The organism is Micromonospora sp. NPDC023888 (assembly GCF_040639415.1).
Lineage (GTDB): Bacteria > Actinomycetota > Actinomycetes > Mycobacteriales > Micromonosporaceae > Micromonospora.
Genome location: NZ_JBEZZW010000049.1, coordinates 26,141 through 46,991 on the forward strand (window position 1 = coordinate 26,141; position 20,851 = coordinate 46,991).

Sequence of the window (20,851 nt, forward strand, 5' to 3'; positions counted from 1 at the left end):
TCGATGAGCGGCACGGTGAAGGCGGCACTGATCTATCCCCCGCTGACCGATCCCACCTCGGGATACCACTCCCTGAACTACCTCGACTCCTACGCCCGGGCGCAGGGCCACCGGCCCGCGGAGATCATCGACGCCAACATCGAGGCGTTCCACCACTCCTACACCCCGTCGGCGTACGACTGGCTGCGGCGGGAGCTGTCCCGGGTCTCCATCGACGACCTCAGTGGCCCGGACGCGCTGATGGCCCGGGCGAATCAGCTCGGCCTGCCCGACCCCGACCCGGAGCGGCTGCGCCGGTCGATCGGGGTGTTGCAGGACCCGACCCTGTTCTACGACTACCGGCACTACCAGGACGCCGTCGAGGGCGTGATCTCCTGGATGGACGCGCTCGGCACGGTCGGGTTCCCCGGGCAGTTCCACGCCGGCTTCCGGCTCCACCCGCCGCCGATGATCTCGATCGGCTCGGTGGCCGCGCTGACCGACGAGGCGCTGCTCGCCCGGCTCAACCGGCCGTTCCAGCCGTACTACGAGGACGTGCTCATCCCGCGGCTGGCCGCCGCCGGGCACCAGGTGATCGGCATCAGCGTCACCTACCAGTGGCAGCTCCCGTTCGCGCTCTGGATCGGTCGACTCGTGCGGCGGGCCTGCCCCGACGTCTTCCTCATCGCGGGCGGCACCGAGATCTCCGACGTCTGGAAGTGCGCGAGCAAACCCGAGTACGTCTTCCAGGTGCTCGCCGACTTCGACGCGATAGTGGTCGGTGAGGGGGAGAGCGCGTACACGGAGATCCTGGACGCGGTGCAGACCGGCACCCTGCCGGCCGGGCACCCCAACGTCCGGTTGCACCCGAAGTACGGCCGCCAGCGTCAGCTTCCCCTGCGCTACGAACGCCTGGCGCAGGTGCCGGTGCCGGACTTCTCGGGCCTGCCCTGGGACCTCTATCTCAGCCCGGAGCGGTTCGTCTACTACTCGCCGACGCGAGGCTGCTACTGGAACAAGTGCACGTTCTGCGACTACGGCCTGAACACCGACGGTCCCACCAGCCCCTGGCGGCAGGACACGGTGGACACCATGGTCGCCGACGTCACGGAGCTGTCGAAGTTCGCCAAGTTCATCTACTTCTCGGTCGACGTGCTCGCTCCGGCGACCATCCTGCGTTTCGCCGAGCGGGTCGTCGAGCGCGGGCTCGACTTCCGCTGGGGGGCCGAGATCCGGCTGGAGAAGTACTGGTCCGACGAGCGCTGCGAACTGCTGCGGCGCAGCGGCTGCGTGGCCATCTCGGTCGGCTTCGAGTCCGGTAACCAGCGCATCCTCGACCTGATCGACAAGGGCACGAAGCCCGAGCAGGCACGACGCACCATGACGGCGATGACCAAGGCCAACATCGGTGTGCAGATGATGGGCTTCACCGGCTTCCCCACCGAGACCCGCGAAGAGGCGCTCGACAGCGTCAACTTCCTGCGGGACAACCCGGACCTGTGGACCCTCGGCGGGCTCGGCGACTTCATGCTCACCCCGGGCGCGATCGTCGCCAAGGAACCGGACCGGTTCGGCATCACGAACGTGCGGCCGGTGGAGGGGTCGGACATCGTCCGGATGCTCAAGTTCGACGAGCCGGTCACCGAGGCGGCGCAGGCCGAGGTCGCCCAGGCCAAGGCCGGCCTGAACCCCGGGCACTACCACCGCCCGTGGCTGGGGGCCACCGACACCCCGCACACGTTCTTCTACCACGACCGGTACGGCACCGCGGTGCGTGGCGTCCTCGCCAACGACCGGGTACGCCACGACACCGACGACCAGACCGAGTTCCTCGCCAACGGCTCCTTCGTGGACCGCGACGACGAGCAGGTCTGGGACGCGTACCGGCGGATCCGCTCCGACGAGCAGGACGGTGTCCCCGGCGACCTGCCGGCGGACCGGCACCTGTTCCGCCGGGTCGACGGTCAGGTGTTCGCCCTCAACCGCAGCAGCCGGCTGTTCCTGGATCTCTTCAGCGCGCCGCTCACCCTCGCCGAGGCGCAGCGGCGGCTCTGGATCGTCGAACCGACAGTCGCCGACCGGGTCTGGCGGACCTTCATCGGGCAGCGGTTGATCCGCCGGCATCGGCTCGCGACCGATCGATAGGTCCGCTGGTCGGCGGACTTGCCGGGGTGAAGGTCTTCTTCGGTGACGACCGGTGCGACGATCCCGCATTCGGCGACCGCATAATTCAACGCCGACCGGCCACCTCTTCGCCCGCTGTCAAGCCTCAAATTTCGGACGACGAGGCATCCACTCCGGGTGATCGGTCCGGAGGAATCCAACCATCCCTTCGCGCAGTTTGCACCGCAGGTTCCAAGCGCTCGGTCCATCCCCGGCCGTAGCGGTGATACGCACGGTTACCGATTGTGTGCCCATGTCGGTCATCTGAAGCTCCCAGTCGTTGCGGTCCCACTCGGTCGAGGCTTCCAGTAGCCGCTGCGCTTCATCCCGCAGCTGCTCGAGATCGGCTGTGTAATCCAGAATTAGATCCACCGAACCGGCAACGGTGCCGCCGAAGCGAGTCCAGTTCTCGTAGAGCTTACTCGTGAAATACGTATTCGGTATGATTAGCCTGCGCTTATCCCAGGTTCTAACCACGACGTGGGTGAGTTCAATCTCCTCGACCTGCCCCCAGTTGCCCTCGACAACGAGAACATCGTCGAGGTGTAATGCGCCGCTGAAGGCTATCTGGATGCTGGATATTGCCATCTGGAGGACTTGCCGTGCCGTGACTCCGACCAATAGACCGAACACTCCAGCAGATGCTATAACGGTGATTCCCAGCACCCGAACTGGGCGGAAGGTCAAAAGCATCAGGCCAACTGTTAGCAGGACCACGAGGGCAACTGTGGTCTGCCGAATCACTTTGGTTTGTGTGCGTGTCCGTCGGATCCGTTCGTCTGCGGGTGTGCGGGGGTAGCGCCGGAAAACGAGCTCCTCCCCAACATGTAGAAGCTTGGTGAGGAACCAGCCGGCGGTCCCGATCGCGACAAGTTGATCCCAGTGTCGGAGATGGAAGAGCACTTCCGGCGGCAGGCCCGACGCTGGCAATGCGTAATACAACGCCGAAGCCACCACCAGAGTGCTGAACGCGCGTTGGCTGCGCACCCGGGCCATACTCAGAAAAGGTTCGAAGCGACCTCGGGTGAGTCGCTGCACTGCTCGTCCGGCCAGCCAGCTCAGGAGGAAGGCACCGACGGCGGCGCCGACGAGAACAAACACCGCACGAGTTGGCATTGACGTATTCACCTCAGGACCGTTCTAACACATCCGTTGGCGCCGCAACCGCGGTTGCGGTTAATCGGCCGCGGCCGTTCCAAGGTCATGGGTGCCGCGTGGCGGCATGGCCCTGACCTGGCTCCCGCGCGGCAGTAATCCTGCTCTCACAGCTTTGCCCCAGGCCGCGCGCACCGTGGTACGCCGCGATGTCCGGGGAGACGCCTCACCGGTCTGAGCGGCCTCAGCCGGAAGCCGCAGCGGATGGTGAGGGCCGGAGGTATCGCGGTAGCGCTTCATGTCCGGGTCGGCCGAACAGCCCGACGTTTGTCACCAGCCGCACCGCCCGAGGCTCAGGTACCCAGGAGTGCGACCCGGCCGGTGCTGCCGTCCACGTCAACCGGCGCGCCGTCGGGTAGAGCTGTCGTCGCGTCCCGGACTGCCAGGACGGCCGGGAGGCCCTGCTCGCGGGCGACGATCGCGGCGTGCGAGAGGAGGCCGCCGGTTTCGGTGACGACCGCGGCGACCACGCCGAACAGTGGGGTCCAGGCCGGATCGGTGGTGCGGCACACGAGGACATCACCGGGCCGGACCCGAGCGAAGTCGGCGGGGCCACGCACCACGCGCGCCGGCCCGGTGGCCCGACCGGGGCTGCCGGGCGTACCGGTGAGGGCCTCGCTTCCGTCGCCGACGGCCGTTGACGCGGGAGGCAGGGCGCTTGTCACCGGGCGCGACTGGAGGATCCAGATCCGGGAGCCGACGATCGCCCACTCGACATCCTGCGGGCCGCCCAGCAGGTCGGCCACCTGCCGACCGAGCTGCGCGAGTCGGGTGACCTCGTCATCGGTGAGGCAGTAGCGATCCTGGTCGGCCTGGTCCACCTCGCTGGTGACCGTGCGGTCGACCCGGGTCCTCTTCGTGCCGAGGAACCGCTGGGTGATGGCGCCGTCGGAGACCGTCCACGAGTCCGGGGTGACGTGCCCGCTGACCACGCTCTCACCCAGCCCCCAGGACGCCTCGATCCGGATGTCGTCGCCGGTGAACAGCACCCCGGCGACGTCCGCGTCCACCAGGCGTTGCACCAGCACCGCGATCGCCGGCGACCGGGTGTCGCCCTGCCGACGCCGATATTCCACGGCGCGCTCGGACCACAGCGACAACCAGCACCTGCGTACGGCGTCAGCCACCTGATCCCGGCCGCGCACGCCCAGGAAGGTGTCGTGCTGCCCCGCTGCGGTGGCGTGGGCGGTGTCCTCGCTGGTCGCCGACGACCGTACGGCAAGGTAGCCGTCACCGAGCCGCGGCAGTGCCTGCGCGATCTCGTCGGCCAGCTCGGCGGAGAGGCCGTCGTCCGGCTTCTCGTGGGCGGTGGTCGGCACCACGAAACCGGGTGGGACCGGCAAGCCCGCTCGCAGAAGCCGGGCGAGCGTGGCGGCCTTGCCACCGCACGTCGCGGGGTCCGCGTCGGTCAGGTCGATCAGCAACGGGCCTCCTTCAGCTCCCGGGGAGCCTACCCGGACCCGGATGAGAAGATCCGCACTCGCGGCGCGTGCGTCACGTTGACGACCGGTGCGGGAATCTGAATGCTGATTGACATGATGCATGCCTCATCACCGGAACTGTCGGTTCTGCACGCCGTGCGGGTGACCGGGGTGGCCAACGACGCGGCGGTCTCCCGCCGCACCGGCATCGACCTGGACACGGCCGCCGAGCTTCTGGGTGACTTCGAAGCGTACGGGTGGGTGACACACGTCGAGTTCGGTGGCACCAGCGGGTGGACGCTCACCGAGCGCGGCCGTGCTCAGGACTCCCGGAACTTGCGCGAGGAGCTCGACCAGACCGGCGCGCGGGCCACCGTCGAGCAGGCCCACAAGGAGTTCGAGGTTCTCAACGGGCGGCTGGTTCAGGCCTGCACCGACTGGCAGTTGCGGCCCGCCGAGGGTGACCGGTTGACGTCCAACGACCACAGCGATCCGCAGTGGGACGGCCGGGTGCTGGACGAGCTCACGGTGATCGGCACCGAACTGGCCCGGCTGATCGGCGCGCTCGTCAGCGTGCTCGGTCGGTTCGACGGCTACGCCGATCGCTTCGACGCGGCGCTGGCGCGTGCGCGTGCGGGGGAGGGGCAGTGGGTGACCGGGGTTGGTGTCGCGTCGTGCCACGCGGTGTGGATGGAGTTGCACGAGGATCTACTGTCGACGCTCGGGATTGCCCGTGGCACCGAGCCGGGAAACCGGTAGGTTTCTGACGTGGCCATCCGATACCTCTATGTGGCGCGACACGGCGCAGCGGACGCCTTCGGCGAGCTCACCGACGCGGGATACCAGCAGGCTGACCTCCTGGGCCGACGCCTCGCCCGCCTGCCGATCGACGCGGTCTGGCACTCGATGCTGCCGCGTGCCGCCGCGAGCGCGCGCGAAATCGCCAAGCACCTGCCGGACGTGCCGATCGCCGAGGCGCCCGAACTCATCGACCACGTGCCGTACGTGCCGAACGCGGACGAGATGCCCCCTTCCTGGGCCGGCTTCTTCGACGGTTACGACGAGGCCGAGGCGGCGGCCGGCAAACGTACCGCGGAGGCCCTGGTGGCACGGTTCACCACGGCCCCTGAGCGCAACGAGCCCGACTCGCACGAGGTGCTGATCACGCACGCGTACCCGATCGCATGGCTGGTGCGGCACGCGCTGGCAGCCCCGCCCACCCGGTGGCTCGGCCTGGACAGCGCGAACACCGGTCTCACCGTGATCGAATACCGGGCCGGCCTGTCGCCCACGCTGGTGATGTTCAACGACCAGAGCCATCTCTCGGGTGACCTGCGCTGGACCGGATTCCGCTCGGCCGCACGCCCGTGAGGGGCCCGCTGCCGGTGTGAGCGATGTGTGCGGGGTCTGTGATCCGCCGGTGGCAGCCTCCGATCATGGACTACGCATTCCAGGCCGAGGGCCTGGTCAAACGCTTCGGCAAGCAGACCGCGCTGAGCGGGCTCGACCTCGCGGCCCCGGCCGGGACGGTGCTGGGCGTGCTCGGGCCCAACGGCGCGGGCAAGACCACCGCCATCCGTATCCTGGCGACGCTCCTGAGCCCGGACGAGGGCCGCGCGGTCGTCGGCGGGTTCGACGTCGTGACCCAGGCGCACCGGGTGCGGCGTCTGATCGGCCTGACCGGGCAGTACGCCACCGTCGACGAGGAACTCACCGCGTTCGAGAACCTGGTGATGGTCGGGCAGTTGCTTGACCTGCGCAAGGCGGAGGCGCGGTCCCGCGCCGACGAACTGCTGCGGCAGTTCGATCTGCGGGAGTCCGGTACGCAGCGGGCCTCGGCGCTCTCCGGCGGCATGCGGCGTCGCCTCGACCTCGCGGTGAGCCTGGTCGGGCGACCGCGGATCGTCTTCCTCGACGAACCGACCACCGGGCTCGACCCGGGCCGGCGCGAGGACCTGTGGCGGCTCGTGCGAAGCATGACGGCCGAGGGGGTGACAGTGCTGCTGACCACGCAGTACCTGGAGGAGGCCGACGCGCTGGCCGACCACATCTGTGTGATCGACGAGGGCCGGGTGATCGCGGACGGGACGTCAGCCGACCTCAAGCGGATCGTGGGCGGGCAGACGATCGTCGTACGGCCGGTCGATCCCCGACAGGCGGACGTGGCCGCGGAGGTACTGGAGCAGGTCGCCCGGCGGCGCGCCGAACCGGTCCACCGGGGCGTGGTCACCGTGCCGGTCGAGGACGATCGCGTGCTTCCCGAGGTGGTGCGGCGCCTGGTCGACGCGGACGTGCGGCTGGCGGAGTTCTCGCTGCGCCTGCCCAGCCTGGACGAGGCCTTCTTCGCCCTGACCGGCCGAGCCGAGGAGGTGCGGCGATGACCACCACCGAGACGTCCGGGTCGAGGCCGTTCGGGCTGGTGCGGCACAGCGCCGTCCTGGCCAGGCGGAGCCTCGTCAAGACCAGGCGCAACCCCGGCTACCTGATCAACGGGGTGATGACCCCGGTGATCTTCCTGGTGCTCTTCCTGTACCTGTTCGGCGGGGCGGTGTCCGGGTCCACCGACAACTATCTGCAGTACCTGTTTCCCGGGATCCTGGTGATGACCACCAGCCTCTCCGGGATGCTGGCCACCGGGCTGAACCTCAACCTCGACGTCAAGAAGGGCATCTTCGACCGCTTCCGGAGCCTGCCCATCGAACGTGCCGCGCCGCTGCTCGGATCCGTCGCGGCCGACGTCGTCCGGTATGTGCTCGCGGTGATCGTCCTGTTCGGCATCGGGTACGCGCTCGGCTTCCGGGTGCAGAGTGACCCGCTGTCGACGCTCGCCGCCGTGCTGCTGGCCGTCGCGTTCGGGTTCTGCCTCAGCTGGGTCACGGTGTTCCTGGGCGTTCTCGTCCGGGACGAGGGTGCGGTGCTCACGTTCTCGTTCGTCGCCTTCCTGCCGCTCGTGCTGGGAACGAGCCTGTCGGCGCCGATCGACACCCTGCCGGGATGGCTGCGGGCGTGGGCGAACGTCAACCCGGTCACACACGCCATGGACGCCTGCCGTGCGCTGCTCAGCGGTGGTGCGGCCGGCGACGCGGTCACCCAGACCCTGATCTGGTCGGCTGTCCTGCTGGTGATCTTCTGTCCGCTGGCCGTGTTCGCCTACCAGCGTCGGAGGTGACGGCGGCGGCGAGGCTCCGCTGGATGAGGGCCAGGGCCGCGGCGGGTGCCAGGCGGCAGGCGTCCTCGTAGCCCTTCGTGCCGAGCTGCTCGCCGAGCTTGCCTTCGAGCAGCAGGATGTCGGCGTCGGCCGCACCGGTCAGCGCGCGGCTGGCGCCGAGCACCCGGGCGGCCGACGCCGGCGAACCGGCACGCAGCAGCAGCGCCGCCACGCCGGCGCCGACCGTGGCGCCCATCGGCACGTGTGGCATCGCCGCGACCAGGCGCAGACCCTCGCGCAGGTCCCGCGCGGCGGTGCGTAGGTCGCCGCGGGCCACGGCCAGGTGACCGGCCGACAACCGGTACAGCGACCGGAACACCAGATCCTGCTGGGCCCCGCGGTCGTCGGCGGCGTGCCGTAGCTGGCGGGCGGCGGCGTCCAGGTCGCCGTCCTGGCGGCACAGGTCGGCCAGGAAGATCCGGGCGGTGGACGCGTAGCGGCTGGGCGGCGCCTGCTCCACGATGCTCAGCAACTCGGCGCGTGCCCGCTGCACGTCGGCGGTGCGCAACCGTACGATCGCCAGCCAGAGTCGCTGCTGGTCGTTGGGGCCCAGGCCCTGCGCCAGTTCCGTCGACTCCTCCAGAGCGTGCAGGCTGGCATCCAGATCGCCGACCATCAGCTGAGCGTCGCTCATGCTCAGCAGGCACATGGCCAGCGCCCAGCGGTCGCCGGCTCGACGGAAGCCGTCCTCGGCGCGGGTGAGCGCGTCGCACAGCGCCCCCGGGTCACCTCGCTTGGCGCTGAGGAACGACCGGGTCCACCAGAACAGGCCCCGCTCCCACGGGTCGGTTCCCGGGCCGTCCGCGGCGAACACCGGGGCGGGGTCGTCGGCGGCCACCGCCAGCAGCGCCGTGGCCAAGGGGTCGTGAGGCGGCAGCGTGCCGTCGTCGACCACCTGGCGCTGGGCGTCCCGCATCACCTCCCGGTCACCGGTGAGGACGCTGCTGAAGAGCAGACCGAGCGCAGCCGTACGGCGGGCGTCCGCCCGGACCGGGCCGGGCACCGCCAGGGCTCGGCGCAGCCGCTCGGCCGCCTCGGTGTGCTCACTGTTGACCACCCAGGCGTACCAGAGGGCGGCGGCCATCCGGACCGCGGTGTCCGCGTCGCCGAAGTCGGTCGCGAAGCGCAGGGCCGTCAGCAGGTTGCCGCTCTCGGCGTCGAGCCGCAGCATCCACGAGTGCTGTTCCGGGCCGCGCAGACGCGGTGCCGCCCGCTCGGCCAACGCCAGGAAGTGTGCCGCGTGGGCCTGCCGCATCCGGAGCACCTCGCCGGCTTCGGCCAGGCGCTGCAGGGCGTACTCCCGGATCGTCTCCAGCACTGCGAAACGGGGTTCGTGGCCGTCGACCACTGTGATCAGCGATCGGTCGAAGAGGACGTCGAGCAGTTCCGGCGCCACCCCGAGGGACTCGGCCGCCGCGACGTCGAAGGACCCCGAGAAGACCGCCACGCTCCGTAGCGCGCGCCGCTCCGGTTCGTTCAACAGATCCCAGCTCCAGGTCACCGCGGCGTGCAGGGTCTGGTGGCGGGACAACGCGGTCCGGCTGCCGCCGGTGAGCAGGCGGAACCGGTCGTCCAGGCGGCTGGCGAGGTGTTCGATCGACATCGACCGCAGCCGGGCGGCGGCCAGCTCGATGGCCAGCGGCAGGCCGTCCAGTCGGCGACAGGTCTCGATGATCGGCCCGATGTTGGTCTCGGTCGCGGTGAACGTGGGGCGTGCCGCCCGGGCGCGCTCGACGAGCAGCCGCACCGCGGGTGACTCCAGCGCCTGGGCCAGCGGTGCGCCCGGCGGAGCGACGGCCAGCGGCGGCACCGGGCTCAGGGCCTCGCCGGGGATCATCAGTGGTTCCCGGCTGGTCGCGACGATCCGCAGCCGCGGGCAGCCGATCAGGAGGTGCTCGATGACCCGGGCCGCCTCGGCGATGACATGCTCGCAGTTGTCCACGATGAGCACGGTCTCGGTCGGTGCCAGTGCGGCGACCAGTGCGCGGACCGGGTCGGCGGGTCGGTCGGCCGGGCGTACCCCCAGGGTGTGCAGCATCGTCTGCGCCACGTCGGTGGGGGCGGTCGCCGCGGCCAGCGAGATCAGCCAGACGCCGTTCGGCGTCCGGTCGGACAGTTCGGCGGCCAGGGTGGTCGCCAGCCGGGTCTTGCCCACGCCGCCGGTGCCGACGAGCGTCACCAGCCGCTGCTCGCGCAGTTGGTCGTGGATGCGGCGGCGTTCCTCGGCCCGGCCGATGAACGACGTGAGCGGCGCACCCAGGTTGCCTCTGGACCGTTCGGTGCCGCGGTCGTCCCGCAGCACCGCCAGGTGGGCGGCGCGCAGTTCGGGCCCGGGGTCACTGCCGAGTTGGTCGGCGAGGTAACGGCGATAGTCGGCGTAGGCGCGCAGCGCCTCGGACTGGCGGCCCTCGGCATGCAGCGCGCGGACCAGCAGCGCGTGCAGCCGTTCCCGGGCCGGGTAGCTGGCCGTCAGCCCTTCGAGCTCGGCGACCAGGTCGTCGGTGCCGCACCTCAGGTCGGCCGCGACGCGGTCCTCCAACGCGGTGAGCCGCAGCTCGGTGAGCCGGTTGACCTCCTGCGCCGCGAACGGCAGGTCCCGCACGTCGACGAGGGGATCACCCCGCCACAGGGCGAGCGCCTCCCGGAGCACCCGGCCGGCGTGCGCCGGGTCGCCCTCGCGGAGCCGGCGCTGGCCCTCCTGCCGCAGGTGTTCGAAGTGCGTGACGTCGACCGCGGCCGGGAGCAGCCGCAGCCGGTATCCGCCCGCGGCACCCTCCAGCACGGCGGGATCCGGCAGCGACCGGCGCAGCCGTGAGACGAGCGCCTGCAGCGCGTGCGTGGTGTCGGTGAGCTGGGTTTCCGGCCACAGCGACCGGGTCAGCGAGTCGGTCGGCACCCTCCGGCCCGGTTCCAGCGCGAGCCGGATGAGCAGTGCGCGCAGCCGGGCGCCGCCGATCCGCACTTCGGTCCCGCCGGCCGTCACCAGCAGAGGGCCGAGCATTCCGACGCGCATGAGGTCAGTCTGTCACCCGCGGCTGGGCACTCGCCGTGCCGTGACCCGGGGTGTCCCGGGTCGACCCCAGGGAGTCGCGGCGCCCGGGCGGCGAACTCTGGGGGTGTCCCGGGGGAGAGCCGGGGACATCATGGGCTCACCCCTTCGGTTTGGAGATCAGCTCTATGCCTCAAGGCCAGTCCGTCTCCACGACGTACGCTCAGGAACTCTGCGATCCGGAGCTGTACCAGCGGGGGAACCCGGAGGACCTGTGGCGGCGGATGCACGCGACGGCGCCCGTGCACGAGGGGACCTTCGAGGGCCGCCGGTTCCACGCCGTGCTGTCGCACGCGCTGATCTCCCGGGTGCTGAAGGACTCGAAGGGGTTTTCCTCCGAACGGGGGATGCGGCTCGACCAGAACCCGGCCGCCACGTCGCTCGCGGCCGGAAAGATGCTGATCATCACGGATCCGCCGCGGCACGGCAAGATCCGGCGGATCGTCAACTCGGTCTTCACGCCGCGCATGGTGGCCCGCCTGGAGGACAACATGCGGGTCACCGCCGCCCGCATCATCGACCAGGCGATCGAGCAGGGGGAGTGCGACCTCTCCGACGTGGCCGCGCGGCTGCCACTCGCGGTCATCTGTGACACGCTCGGCGTGCCGCCGGAGGACTGGGACTTCATGCTGGACCGGACCATGGTGGCGTTCGGGTCGGGCGAGGCCGACGAACTCGCGATGGCCGAGGCGCACGCCGACATCCTGTCGTACTACGAGGACCTGATCCGCCGTCGCCGCCGCGAGCCGCGCGAGGACGTGGTGACCGCGTTGGTCAACGGCGTCGTCGACGGCACCCGGCTGACCGACGAGGAAATCTTCCTCAACTGTGACGGCCTGATCTCCGGCGGCAACGAGACGACCCGACACGCCATGATCGGCGGGTTCCTGGCGCTGCTCGACAACCCCGACCAGTGGGCGATGCTGCGCGACCAACCAGGGCTCCTGCCCGGCGCGATCCAGGAGATTCTCCGGTTCACCAGCCCGGCGATGCACGTCCTGCGGACCGCCGTCGCGCCGACCCGGATCGGGGAGTACGCGCTGAACCCCGGCGATCCGGTCGCCCTGTGGCTGTCGGCCGGCAACCGCGACCCCCAGGTGTTCGCCGACCCCGATCGGTTCGACATCACCAGGACCCCCAACCCGCACATCACCTTCTCGACCGGCGCGCACTACTGCCTGGGGTCCGCGCTCGCCACGTCGGAGCTCACCGTGCAGTTCGACCGACTGCTGCGGCGGGTCGACGGCGCCGAGCTGACCGGACCGCCCCGGCGTACACGATCGATCCTGATCTGGGGTTACGACTCGGTCCCCGTGCGGCTCACGGCCCGAACGGAGCGATGACGATGACCGCCTCGAAAACCACTTCCCGTCGCCAACTGCGGCTGCCCGACGGCCGGCTGGTGTGGTGCACCCGCCCGGCCGAGGCCCTGCTGGTGTGGCGCGAGATCACCGGTGACGGCTTCTACCGGCGTGGCGCGCGACAGTTGCGGCCGGACGGCGTGGTGCTCGACATCGGAGCGAACGTCGGGCTCGTGTCGGTCGCCCTCGCCACCGAGCACCCGGGCGTGCGGATCATCGCGGCCGAACCGGTACCGGACACGTTCGAGTGCCTGCGAGCCAACGTCGATCAGCATGTTCCCGGCGGCGTGGCGGTGCGTACCGCGGTCGCCGCCACCGCCGGGCGGCAGCGGCTGACCTACTACCCGGAGGCGCCCGGCAACTCCGGCCTGTACGCGGACCGGCAGGCCGACGACGGCCTCACCCGGACCTTCCTGCGCAACAGCGGCATGGACGACGAGGAGATCGACTCGCTCGTCGAGGGGCTGCACGACGGCCAGACCATCGAGGTCCCGGTGACCACTGTCTCCGGCCTGCTCCGCGAGCACGGCGTCGAGCACGTCGCGCTGCTGAAGGTCGACGTGGAACGCGCCGAACTGGACGTCCTGCGCGGCATCGAAGCCGCCGACTGGCCCCGGATCGACGCCGTTGTCGCCGAGGTGCACGACGAGCAGGGGCGCCTCGCCGAGTTCTGCGGCCTGCTGCACGCGGCGGGCATGTCCACCTGGACCCGGCAGGATCCGAGCCTGAGCGGCACGGAGCTCTACGAGGTTTACGGAGACCGCTCGTGACGGCGACCCTGGTGACCCTCGGGGGTGGTTCGGCGGCCCGCACGCTGGTCTGCGTGCCGCATGCCGGTGGCAGTGTGGTGGCGTTCCGGGGATGGATCCGGGTCGCCGCGGCGGCGGGCCTGGCGGTCCGGGCGGTGCACTGGGAGGACGAAGCCGGCCGGTCCAGCATCGAGTCCCGGGCCGACGCGCTCGCCGCCGAGGTGCGCGACCTCCCGGGACCCTGGGTGCTGCTGGGGCACAGCCTCGGGGCGCTGATCGCCGCGGAGACCGCTCGGCGGATCACCGGCCCGGCCCCCGAACTGGTCGTGCTCTGCGCCGCGGCGCCGCCCGGCTCCCCGCGCGGCTTCCCGTCCGGCGTGCTCACCGCGCCCGACGCGGGGATGACTGACTACGTACGACGGCTCGGCGGCACGCCGGAGGACATCCTCACCCACCCGGAGTTCGGGCCGCGGCTGCTTGCCCAGGTCCGCAACGACCTGGATCTGATCGAGCGCTACGAACCCGCCTACGACCGGCCGCTGTCGTCGCCGGTCTCGGTCTACGGTGGCGCGTCGGACGCCTCGGTGCCGGTCGAGGTGCTGAGCGGCTGGCGGGAGGTCGCCCCACAGGCCCGGATGCGGGTCTTCCCCGGCGACCATTTCTTCCTGCACGACAGCCCGGCCGAGGTCTGCCGCGAAGTGGTCGCCGACTGCGCTCGAAGCACTTCCGACCGTCTCGGCGGGTAACATCGGCTCGTGCCCGAGTTCACACCGGCCGCCCTGGCCCGGCTCGTCCTGTCCGACCGGGCACGCGACGTGGTCGACGACGCCCTGCGGCTCGTCCCGACGCTTGACGACGGGCAGCGCCCGCCGGGCGACCTGCTGCTGGAGGCGCTACGGGTTCGCTCGCAGGTCGACAAGCTGGTGACCGCGGCCGTGCTGAACGCCCGCGAGCAGGGCGCCGGCTGGTCGGAGATCGCCGTCCTGGTCGGCATCCGCACCGAGTCGGTCACCGAGCGCTGGCTGCCCGACGAGCAGCGTTGGCACGCCGGGCTCGCCCAACCGATGCGGCAGGAGCCCGACGAGGACCTGCCGCGCCTCGCGGTGCCGCAGGCGGCGTACGCCCCGGAGGTCTACGCCCGGGATCTCGACCGCTGGGCGCTGCGGCACGTCGACGAGATCGAGCACGAACGCTGGCGGAAACTGGGCAGGGACCCCGAGCGCCCGGTCTCCGACGGCCTGGGCTGACCGGCGCCTGTTTCGCGGCCGGCCCGCGCTGCGGCGTGGTCGGCACCGCTGCGCGCCCGGCTGGCGCTGGTGCGCGCTCGGCCGGCGCTGGTGCTAGAGCCGCACCGGCAGCGTGGCCAGCTTGCGCATGCCGGACACGGCGTGCCATTGCAACTGCTCGGCGGGCACGGCCAGGGCCAGGTCGGGGTGGCGGGTCAGCAGGCGGCTCAGTGCGATCTCGGCCTCGTGGCGGGCCAGCGCAGCGCCGAGGCAGTAGTGCGGGCCGGCGCCGAAGGAGACGTGCACCTCGCCCCGGGTGTCGTGCTGGCGGGTGATGTCCAACCGGCCGGGGTCGGCGAAGCGTCGTGGGTCGTGGTTGCCGCCGCTGAGTGCCACCGTGACGGCGTCACCGGTCTGGAACGTGCCCCAGCCCAGGTCGACGTCCTCGGCGGCGTACCGCATTCGGGACACCAGCACCGGCCCGCACCAGCGCAGCAGCTCCTGCACGGCCTGCGGCATCAGGCCGGGGTCGGCGCGTAGCAGGGCGAGTTGGTCCGGGTGGGTCAGCAGCGCCCAGATGCTGTTGGCGATGAAGTTGGCGGTGGTGTCGTGGCCCGCGATGACCAGGCTGAGCACCATGGTGACCAGCTCGCGCTCGGAGAGGCGGTCGCCGTCGGCGTCCCGGGCCTGGATGAGCTCGCTGATCACGTCCTCGCCGGGCTCGGCGGCACGGCGCCGGACCAGCTCGTAGGTGTGGTCGACGAGTGGCCGCAGCGTCTGGCCCAGGGCCTGCTGGTTGAACGAGAGGTCGTGCGTCCAGCCCAGCCAGGCCGGCAGGTCGGCGGCCGGCACCCCGACCAGCTCGCCGATGACGTTGATCGGCAACGGATAGGCGAAGTGTGCCAGCAGATCGGTGACGCCATCGGCGGAGTGCTCGGGCAGGGCATCGATCAGGTCGTCGGTGAGGCGCTCGATGCGTGGGCTGAGCGCCTTGACCTTGCGCGCCGAGAACGCGGGCGTCACCAGCCGTCGCAGCCGGCTGTGGTCCGTGCCGTCGCTGTCCAACAGGGTGTCCGCCAGGTACGGGATCAGCTCCTCGTCGAGGCCCAGCCGGCGCATGGCGTTGGCCTGTAGCTGGGGCGCCCGGCCGCCGGCAACCGAAGCGGGATTGTTCGCGAAACGCGCGTCGCTGAGCACGGAACGGACGCCGTCATATCGCGCGACGATCCACATCAGTGATCCCTCGACGGACCGAACGGGGCAGACCGGGGCCTGCTCGCGCAGGTGTTCGTAGGCGGCGTGCGGATCGGCGTTGATCAGCGGCGGAACATTGTTTTCCGGATGTTTCCCGAGGTTTTTCTTGGTGTCCCCGTGCATGGCATCCTCGAATTCTGGCCGTTTTCCGATCACAACACGGTGCAATCCTGGGAAGGGAATTAAATAGCGGTGGACGCCATTTTGTCGCGCGACGTACGGTGCCGCCGAGGCCCAGGTGCCCATGGCTTGACGGGTTCCATCTTAGGTGATCGATCAGTCAGCGCAACCGTTCCGGGTCGACCGGCAGGGCAGGCAAATCCACGGTTATCACTAGACGATCATAGTTGCGGTGTGTACGATGTGGTCGACCGGTGTGGCCCATAGGCGGCACTCTGGGTGTCGCGTCGCAGCGTTTCGGGGGCGCTTTCGACATGAGGTTCGATCCTACTAATGAACTGCCTTATCCCCTTCTCGAAAGGGATGTGGAGACCCGGCGAATCGAGCAGAAACTGCAGTGGCTTCGCGCTGGTCATGGTGGTGTTCTGGTCGTCGAGGGATCCGCCGGAATGGGCCGGTCCAGCCTCCTGAAACTGCTTTATCAGCGAGCGTCCGAGGCGGGGTTCTGCGTGCTGCGGGCCCGGGGGCACGAGTTCGAGGGCGACGTGCCGTTCGGGGCCGTCGCCCAGCTACTGGAACCGGCCGTCCCCGCCCGGGTGGTGCGGGAGCCGCCGGAGGTCGCCTCGCCGGCGATGCTCGGCCAACTGCGCAACGATCTGCTGGAGCTCGCGGGCGACCGCCGCCTGGTCGTCGTGGTGGACGACGCCCGCTGGATGGACATGCCGTCGCTACGGTTCCTCAACTATCTGGGCGCTCGCGCCGAACGTACCCCGATGCTGCTCGCCGTCGCTCTCGACCCGGCCGACCGGGGCTCGGCGGTCGACTGGCTGGGCGGGGTGAGCACCTCACTGGAGACGACGCTGCTACGGCTCGCCCCGCTCAGCGAAGCGGCCACCCATCACCTGGTTTCCCTGCTGCTCGGGCCGGCCAGCTCGCCGGAGTTCGCGGCGGCCTGCTTCGACGCCACCGGCGGTAACCCCCTGCTGTTGCACGAGGTGTTGGCGGAGGTCGCCACCGGTCGCTCGGGATCACCCGAGGAAGCGCTGTCCGGGCTGTCCCGGCGGCCCCCGGCCCGGGTGATGCGCCAGCTGGTGCGGCGCCTGCAGAATCTCCCGCGTTCGTCGCTCGCCGTCGCCCGTGCGGTCGCGGTGCTGGGGGTGGCCGAGGATCCGGTGGTCGTGTCGCGCACCGCCGACTGCCTTGAGGCGGACGTCGACGACGCGGTGACAGCGCTTGTCGACGCCGAGGTGATGACCGACGGTCCGGCCCTGCGGTTCGCGCAGCCCATGCTGCGTACCGCGGTGTATGCCGGGATCCCCGCCTTCCTGCGTGGCCGCCTGCACGCCCGCGCGGCGCGCGCGCTGGCCGAGACCGGCGCCCCCTCCGAGGTGGTCGCCGAGCAACTGGTAAACGTACCGCCCGCCGTGGTCCCCCCGGCGGCCGTCGGGGAGTTGGTCGAGCCCCGGTCGCGGATCCGGCGGACCGTCCGGCACCTGCGACCGGTCCCCGGCGACGACCCGGTGCAGCGCGCGTCTGCGGCGTTGGACGCCGCCCGGGCGCTCACCCTCGACTGTCAGTTCGAGGAGGCGGTCGCGGTTCTGGAGCCGGCGATCGCCGGCGTGCGCGATCCGACCCTCAGGCCGCGGCTGGAGGCGACCGAGGTGTGGATCGCACAGCTCTCGCCGAGCACCCGGGATGGGGGGCGGGCGCGACTGGGCAACGTGGAACGGCCGCACCTCGCCGGGAAGGCGCTACTCGAGGAGATCTGGCGGGGCACGCTCGCCGAACACATCGGACGGCTCACCGGTGATCTGCTCCACCGGCCGCGGATGCCGGCCGGCGACAGCGTCGGGTGGAGTGCCGGCCTCGTCGCGGCCGTGACGCTCGCGCACTTCGACCGGCTGGCCGAGGCTCGGCAGGCGGTGCTGACCCTGCGGGACGCGGCGAACCAGACCGAGACCATGCTCGCCGGCCTCGACCTGTGCCTGCGGGCCGCGGTGGACTACCAGTTGGGCGACATCGCCGGGGCGGGGGATCTCGCCCTGCAGGTGCTCTCCGGCACCGACGGGCAGCGTCCGGCCCGGATGGTGCGGGCGTTCGCCGCAGCGGTACGCGCCGAGACCCTGATCGTGCAGGGCACGCTGGACGCGGCAGCCGCGACGATCGAGGAAACCGGCCTGATCGACGACGGCGCGGCGGACACCATCGCGGTCCTTCCGCTGCTGCGCGCCCGCGGTCGGTTGCGGATCGCCCAGGACCAACTTGAGGAGGGCCTGCACGACCTGCTGCGGGGCCGCCGGGCCGCGGTCGACCTGGGGTTGACCCCGGGGGCGTGGGTCAGTTGGTCGTCGGCGGTCACCGCGCTGCACCGGCTGGGGCGTACCGAGGAGGCGCTCGTCATGGCCCGGGACGAACTGGCCGGCGCCCGCTCCTGCGGCGCGCCGGCGCCGCTCGCCGCCGCGCTGCGCACCCTGGGATTACTGACCCCGGGACCGGCCGCCCTTCCCCTGGTGGAGGAGGCGGCCACCCTGATGGAAGGCTTCCCGGGGCAGTTGGAAAAGGCGCGGACCCAGCTGACGTACGGCATCGTGCTGCGCCGCGTCGGCAAGAGCGCGGCTGCGCGGGTGCAGTTGCGGCTCGCCGCGGAGACCAGCGGTGTCCACGGTGCACACGTGCTGAACCGCCGTGCCATCGACGAACTGCGCTCGATCGAAGCCGACACCACGGGCCGTCGATCCCGAACGGTGCTGACTCCCCGGCAGCAGCGGGTGGCCGAGCTCGCCGCCGAGGGCATGCCGAACGAGAAGATCGCGCAGAGCCTGTTCGTCACGGTGAAGACCGTGGAATGGCATCTGACCCAGGCGTACCGCAAGCTCGGCATCGAGTCCCGTGGTGCGCTGTCGTCCGTGCTGGCCGCGACAACCCTGGACTACGCAGAGTCAGCATGACGTTACCCTGGGGTTGGTCCTGGGGTGCGCCCCTGGTGCGGTGAGCGACCGTCCTCGCAAGGATTGCCGAAGACCTTCCGATGACACGACGACGGGGCGACGTGAGCGTGTATGGATCTTCGGCAATCCAGTCTGGGCACAGCACCGGCGTACTCGCTGGACGGAGGCCGCTCGCTGCACCGGTGGCTGCGGGGCGTGCGACAGCACCAACCGGTTCATCGGGACCCGCACACCGGTTTGTGGACGCTCAGTCGATACCGTGACATCACGCAGGCCACCGCCGACCCGGCCACCTTCTCCTCGGAGCTGTGGCGCTACCTGGCCGGGGAGATGGGCGACAGCACCCTGACCGCGGGCAATCTGACCGCGATGGACCCACCCCGGCACCGCCTCCTGCGGGACCTGGTGAGCCGCTCGTTCACGGCCCGCGCGGTCAACGCCCTGCGGCCCCGGATCACCGCGATCGCGGCCGAGCTGATCGGCGGCGTCGCCGACCGCGGCGAGATGGACGTCGTCGCCGACCTGTCCGACCCACTGCCCGTCCTCGTGATCGGCGAGCTGCTCGGCCTGCCGACGGCAGACCGTGAGCTGTTCCGTGACTGGGCCCGGCGCCTGCTCTCCTTCGACAAGGGTGACCTGGCCGACCAGACGGTCCGCAAGCGTGTCGCCGACACCCAGCAGGAGCTGCTCGACTATCTCAAGGTCCACTGCCGGCGGCGCCGTGCGGACCCCGGCGACGATCTGATCAGCTCACTGATTCAGGCCGAGGTCGACGGGCAGCGGCTCACCGAGAACGAGGTGGTGAACTTCGCCAACCTCCTCCTGCTCGCCGGTCACGTGACGACCACGCTGCTGCTGGCGAACCTCGTCCTGACACTCGACGAGCACCCCGCCGCGGCGGCCGAGGCGCGCGCCGACCGCGCGCTGATCCCGGGGCTCATCGAGGAGACCCTGCGATACCGGCCGGTCATCGTCAGCAACATGCGGGTCACCACCCGCGCGGTCACGGTGGGCGCCGAGCGGCTGCCGGCCGGCCAGTTCGTGTCGTTGTCGTTCATCTCCGGAAACCGCGACGAGGAGTACTTCACCGAACCGGACCGGTTCGACATCCACCGTGACGCCCGCCGGCACCTGGGGTTCGGCCACGGGATCCACTACTGCCTGGGCGCGCCGCTGGCACGCCTCGAACTGGGGATCGCACTCGAGGCGATGTTCGACCGCTTCAGCCGGTTCGAGGTGACGGGCGCTCCCATCGACTACTACGACACGCCCGGAGTCGCCGGTCCGCGGTCCCTGCGCATCGCCTTCCGACACCACTGATCGGGCACCTCGGGGTCGCCGCACCCACGCGATCGCCGGTCACCACATCCTGCCGACCACGTCCATGCGGAGAGGGCCATGAAACTCACAGAGGATCAGCTCGCGAGCTACCACAACGACGGGTACGTGCTGCTGGACGACGTGTTCTCCGGCGACGAGATCGAGACCCTGTGCGTCGCGCTGAGCGAGGACCAGCGCGTGCCGGGTCCGCATCTGATCACCGAGAAGGACGGCTCCACCCTGCGCTCGATCTATGCCTCGCACACCCGGCACCCGGTCTTCGAGCGGCTGGTCCGTACCGAGCGGCTACTCGGCCCGGCCCGCCAGCTCGTCGGCGCGGACCTCTACGTACACCAGATGAAGGTCAATTCGAAGCAGGCGTTCGGCGGCGAGCGGTGGGCGTGGCACCAGGACTACATCGTCTGGCGGGACGCCGACAACATGCCGGCCCCCTCGCAGGTGAACGTGGCGGTCTTCCTCGACGACGTCACCGAGTTCAACGGCCCGGTGATCTTCCTGCGTGGCTCGCACCGGCTGGGCACGCTGGAACGTGCGGCGACCACCGACGCCAACGGGTCCGGCCACATCGACCCGGACGAGTACTCGCTGACCCCGGCCGAGCTGGCCGACCTGGTCAAGCAGCACGAGATGGTCAGCCCGAAGGGCGCCCGGGGCGGGGTGCTGCTGTTCAGCTCGCAGATCGTGCACGGGTCCGGCACCAACATCTCGCCGTTCGCCCGCCGCCTGCTGATCCTCACCTACAACCCGGTGTCGGACGCGCCGCGGCCGGTCGGCGCCCCACGCGCGGAGCACCTGGCCGGACGCGACACCACCCCGCTCGTGGTGGACAGCGGCCCGCTCGACCGCCCCTGACCGACCCGTCCGGCGCCCCGACGAA

16 protein-coding genes are annotated in these 20,851 nt (G+C 70.7%); 12 read left to right on the top strand and 4 right to left on the bottom strand.

The features are described from left to right. The first annotated feature begins 3 nt into the window (after positions 1-3). Positions 4-2,124 carry a radical SAM protein gene (locus AB0F61_RS30425; protein WP_357816733.1) on the top strand — a complete coding sequence of 707 codons (2,121 nt, stop codon included), beginning with the start codon at positions 4-6 and terminating at the stop codon, positions 2,122-2,124. 117 nt (positions 2,125-2,241) lie between these two features. Here AB0F61_RS30425 and AB0F61_RS30430 read toward each other — a convergent pair whose 3' ends face one another. Both AB0F61_RS30430 and AB0F61_RS30435 read right to left on the bottom strand, forming a co-directional pair. Next, complete coding sequence (locus AB0F61_RS30430) at positions 2,242-3,243, bottom strand: mechanosensitive ion channel domain-containing protein (protein WP_357816735.1); 1,002 nt, start codon at positions 3,241-3,243, stop codon at positions 2,242-2,244. 347 nt (positions 3,244-3,590) lie between these two features. Further along, positions 3,591-4,721, bottom strand: a complete 1,131-nt coding sequence (locus tag AB0F61_RS30435) for a PEP/pyruvate-binding domain-containing protein (protein WP_357816738.1) — start codon at positions 4,719-4,721, stop codon at positions 3,591-3,593. Positions 4,722-4,832: 111 nt separating this feature from the next. Here AB0F61_RS30435 and AB0F61_RS30440 point away from each other — a divergent pair, with 111 nt between their 5' ends. From AB0F61_RS30440 to AB0F61_RS30455, 4 genes are all read left to right on the top strand, one after another. Beyond that, positions 4,833-5,477 (top strand): transcriptional regulator, encoded by a 645-nt coding sequence (locus tag AB0F61_RS30440; RefSeq protein WP_357816740.1) that lies wholly within the window; start codon positions 4,833-4,835, stop codon positions 5,475-5,477. A gap of 9 nt (positions 5,478-5,486) precedes the next feature. After that, positions 5,487-6,089, top strand: coding sequence for a histidine phosphatase family protein (locus AB0F61_RS30445; protein ID WP_357816743.1), 603 nt, complete (start codon positions 5,487-5,489; stop codon positions 6,087-6,089). A gap of 65 nt (positions 6,090-6,154) precedes the next feature. Continuing rightward, positions 6,155-7,099, top strand: coding sequence for an ATP-binding cassette domain-containing protein (locus tag AB0F61_RS30450; protein WP_357816746.1), 945 nt, complete (start codon positions 6,155-6,157; stop codon positions 7,097-7,099). Beyond that, complete coding sequence (locus tag AB0F61_RS30455; RefSeq protein WP_357816749.1) at positions 7,096-7,887, top strand: ABC transporter permease; 792 nt, start codon at positions 7,096-7,098, stop codon at positions 7,885-7,887. The genes AB0F61_RS30450 and AB0F61_RS30455 overlap by 4 nt, the downstream gene beginning before the upstream one ends. Here the strand turns inward: AB0F61_RS30455 and AB0F61_RS30460 are convergent. Next, on the bottom strand, positions 7,805-10,939 hold the full coding sequence (locus AB0F61_RS30460; RefSeq protein ID WP_357816752.1) for a BTAD domain-containing putative transcriptional regulator: 3,135 nt from the start codon (positions 10,937-10,939) through the stop codon (positions 7,805-7,807). The two genes, AB0F61_RS30455 and AB0F61_RS30460, sit on opposite strands and share 83 nt — an antisense overlap. 164 nt (positions 10,940-11,103) lie before the next feature. Between AB0F61_RS30460 and AB0F61_RS30465 the strand changes: the two genes are divergently transcribed. The 4 genes from AB0F61_RS30465 to AB0F61_RS30480 are packed head-to-tail and all read left to right on the top strand — an operon-like array spanning position 11,104 to position 14,332. Further along, positions 11,104-12,318 carry a cytochrome P450 gene (locus tag AB0F61_RS30465; protein WP_357816755.1) on the top strand — a complete coding sequence of 405 codons (1,215 nt, stop codon included), beginning with the start codon at positions 11,104-11,106 and terminating at the stop codon, positions 12,316-12,318. Between the two features lie 2 nt (positions 12,319-12,320). Then, positions 12,321-13,106: an FkbM family methyltransferase gene (locus AB0F61_RS30470; protein WP_357816758.1), complete on the top strand. Its 786-nt coding sequence runs from the start codon at positions 12,321-12,323 to the stop codon at positions 13,104-13,106. After that, a complete protein-coding gene (locus AB0F61_RS30475; RefSeq protein ID WP_357816760.1) occupies positions 13,103-13,831 on the top strand; it encodes an alpha/beta fold hydrolase in 729 nt (242 codons plus the stop codon). Before AB0F61_RS30470 ends, AB0F61_RS30475 begins: the two co-directional genes overlap by 4 nt. A 9-nt stretch (positions 13,832-13,840) precedes the next feature. Then, entirely contained in the window at positions 13,841-14,332 is a 492-nt protein-coding gene (locus tag AB0F61_RS30480; RefSeq protein WP_357816763.1) for a hypothetical protein, read from the top strand. A 93-nt stretch (positions 14,333-14,425) separates the two neighbouring features. On the opposite strand, the gene AB0F61_RS30485 is transcribed toward AB0F61_RS30480, so the two are convergent. Further along, positions 14,426-15,688 carry a cytochrome P450 gene (locus tag AB0F61_RS30485; RefSeq protein ID WP_357816766.1) on the bottom strand — a complete coding sequence of 421 codons (1,263 nt, stop codon included), beginning with the start codon at positions 15,686-15,688 and terminating at the stop codon, positions 14,426-14,428. Positions 15,689-15,999: 311 nt separating this feature from the next. Here AB0F61_RS30485 and AB0F61_RS30490 point away from each other — a divergent pair, with 311 nt between their 5' ends. The 3 genes from AB0F61_RS30490 (at position 16,000) to AB0F61_RS30500 (ending at position 20,826) form a co-directional block, all read left to right on the top strand. Next, positions 16,000-18,633, top strand: coding sequence for a LuxR C-terminal-related transcriptional regulator (locus AB0F61_RS30490; RefSeq protein ID WP_357816769.1), 2,634 nt, complete (start codon positions 16,000-16,002; stop codon positions 18,631-18,633). Between the two features lie 111 nt (positions 18,634-18,744). Next, the gene (locus tag AB0F61_RS30495; RefSeq protein ID WP_357816772.1) at positions 18,745-19,953 is read left to right on the top strand and encodes a cytochrome P450; all 1,209 of its coding nucleotides are present in this window, start codon (positions 18,745-18,747) and stop codon (positions 19,951-19,953) included. 78 nt (positions 19,954-20,031) lie between these two features. Further along, entirely contained in the window at positions 20,032-20,826 is a 795-nt protein-coding gene (locus AB0F61_RS30500; RefSeq protein ID WP_357816775.1) for a phytanoyl-CoA dioxygenase family protein, read from the top strand. Positions 20,827-20,851: the final 25 nt, after the last annotated feature.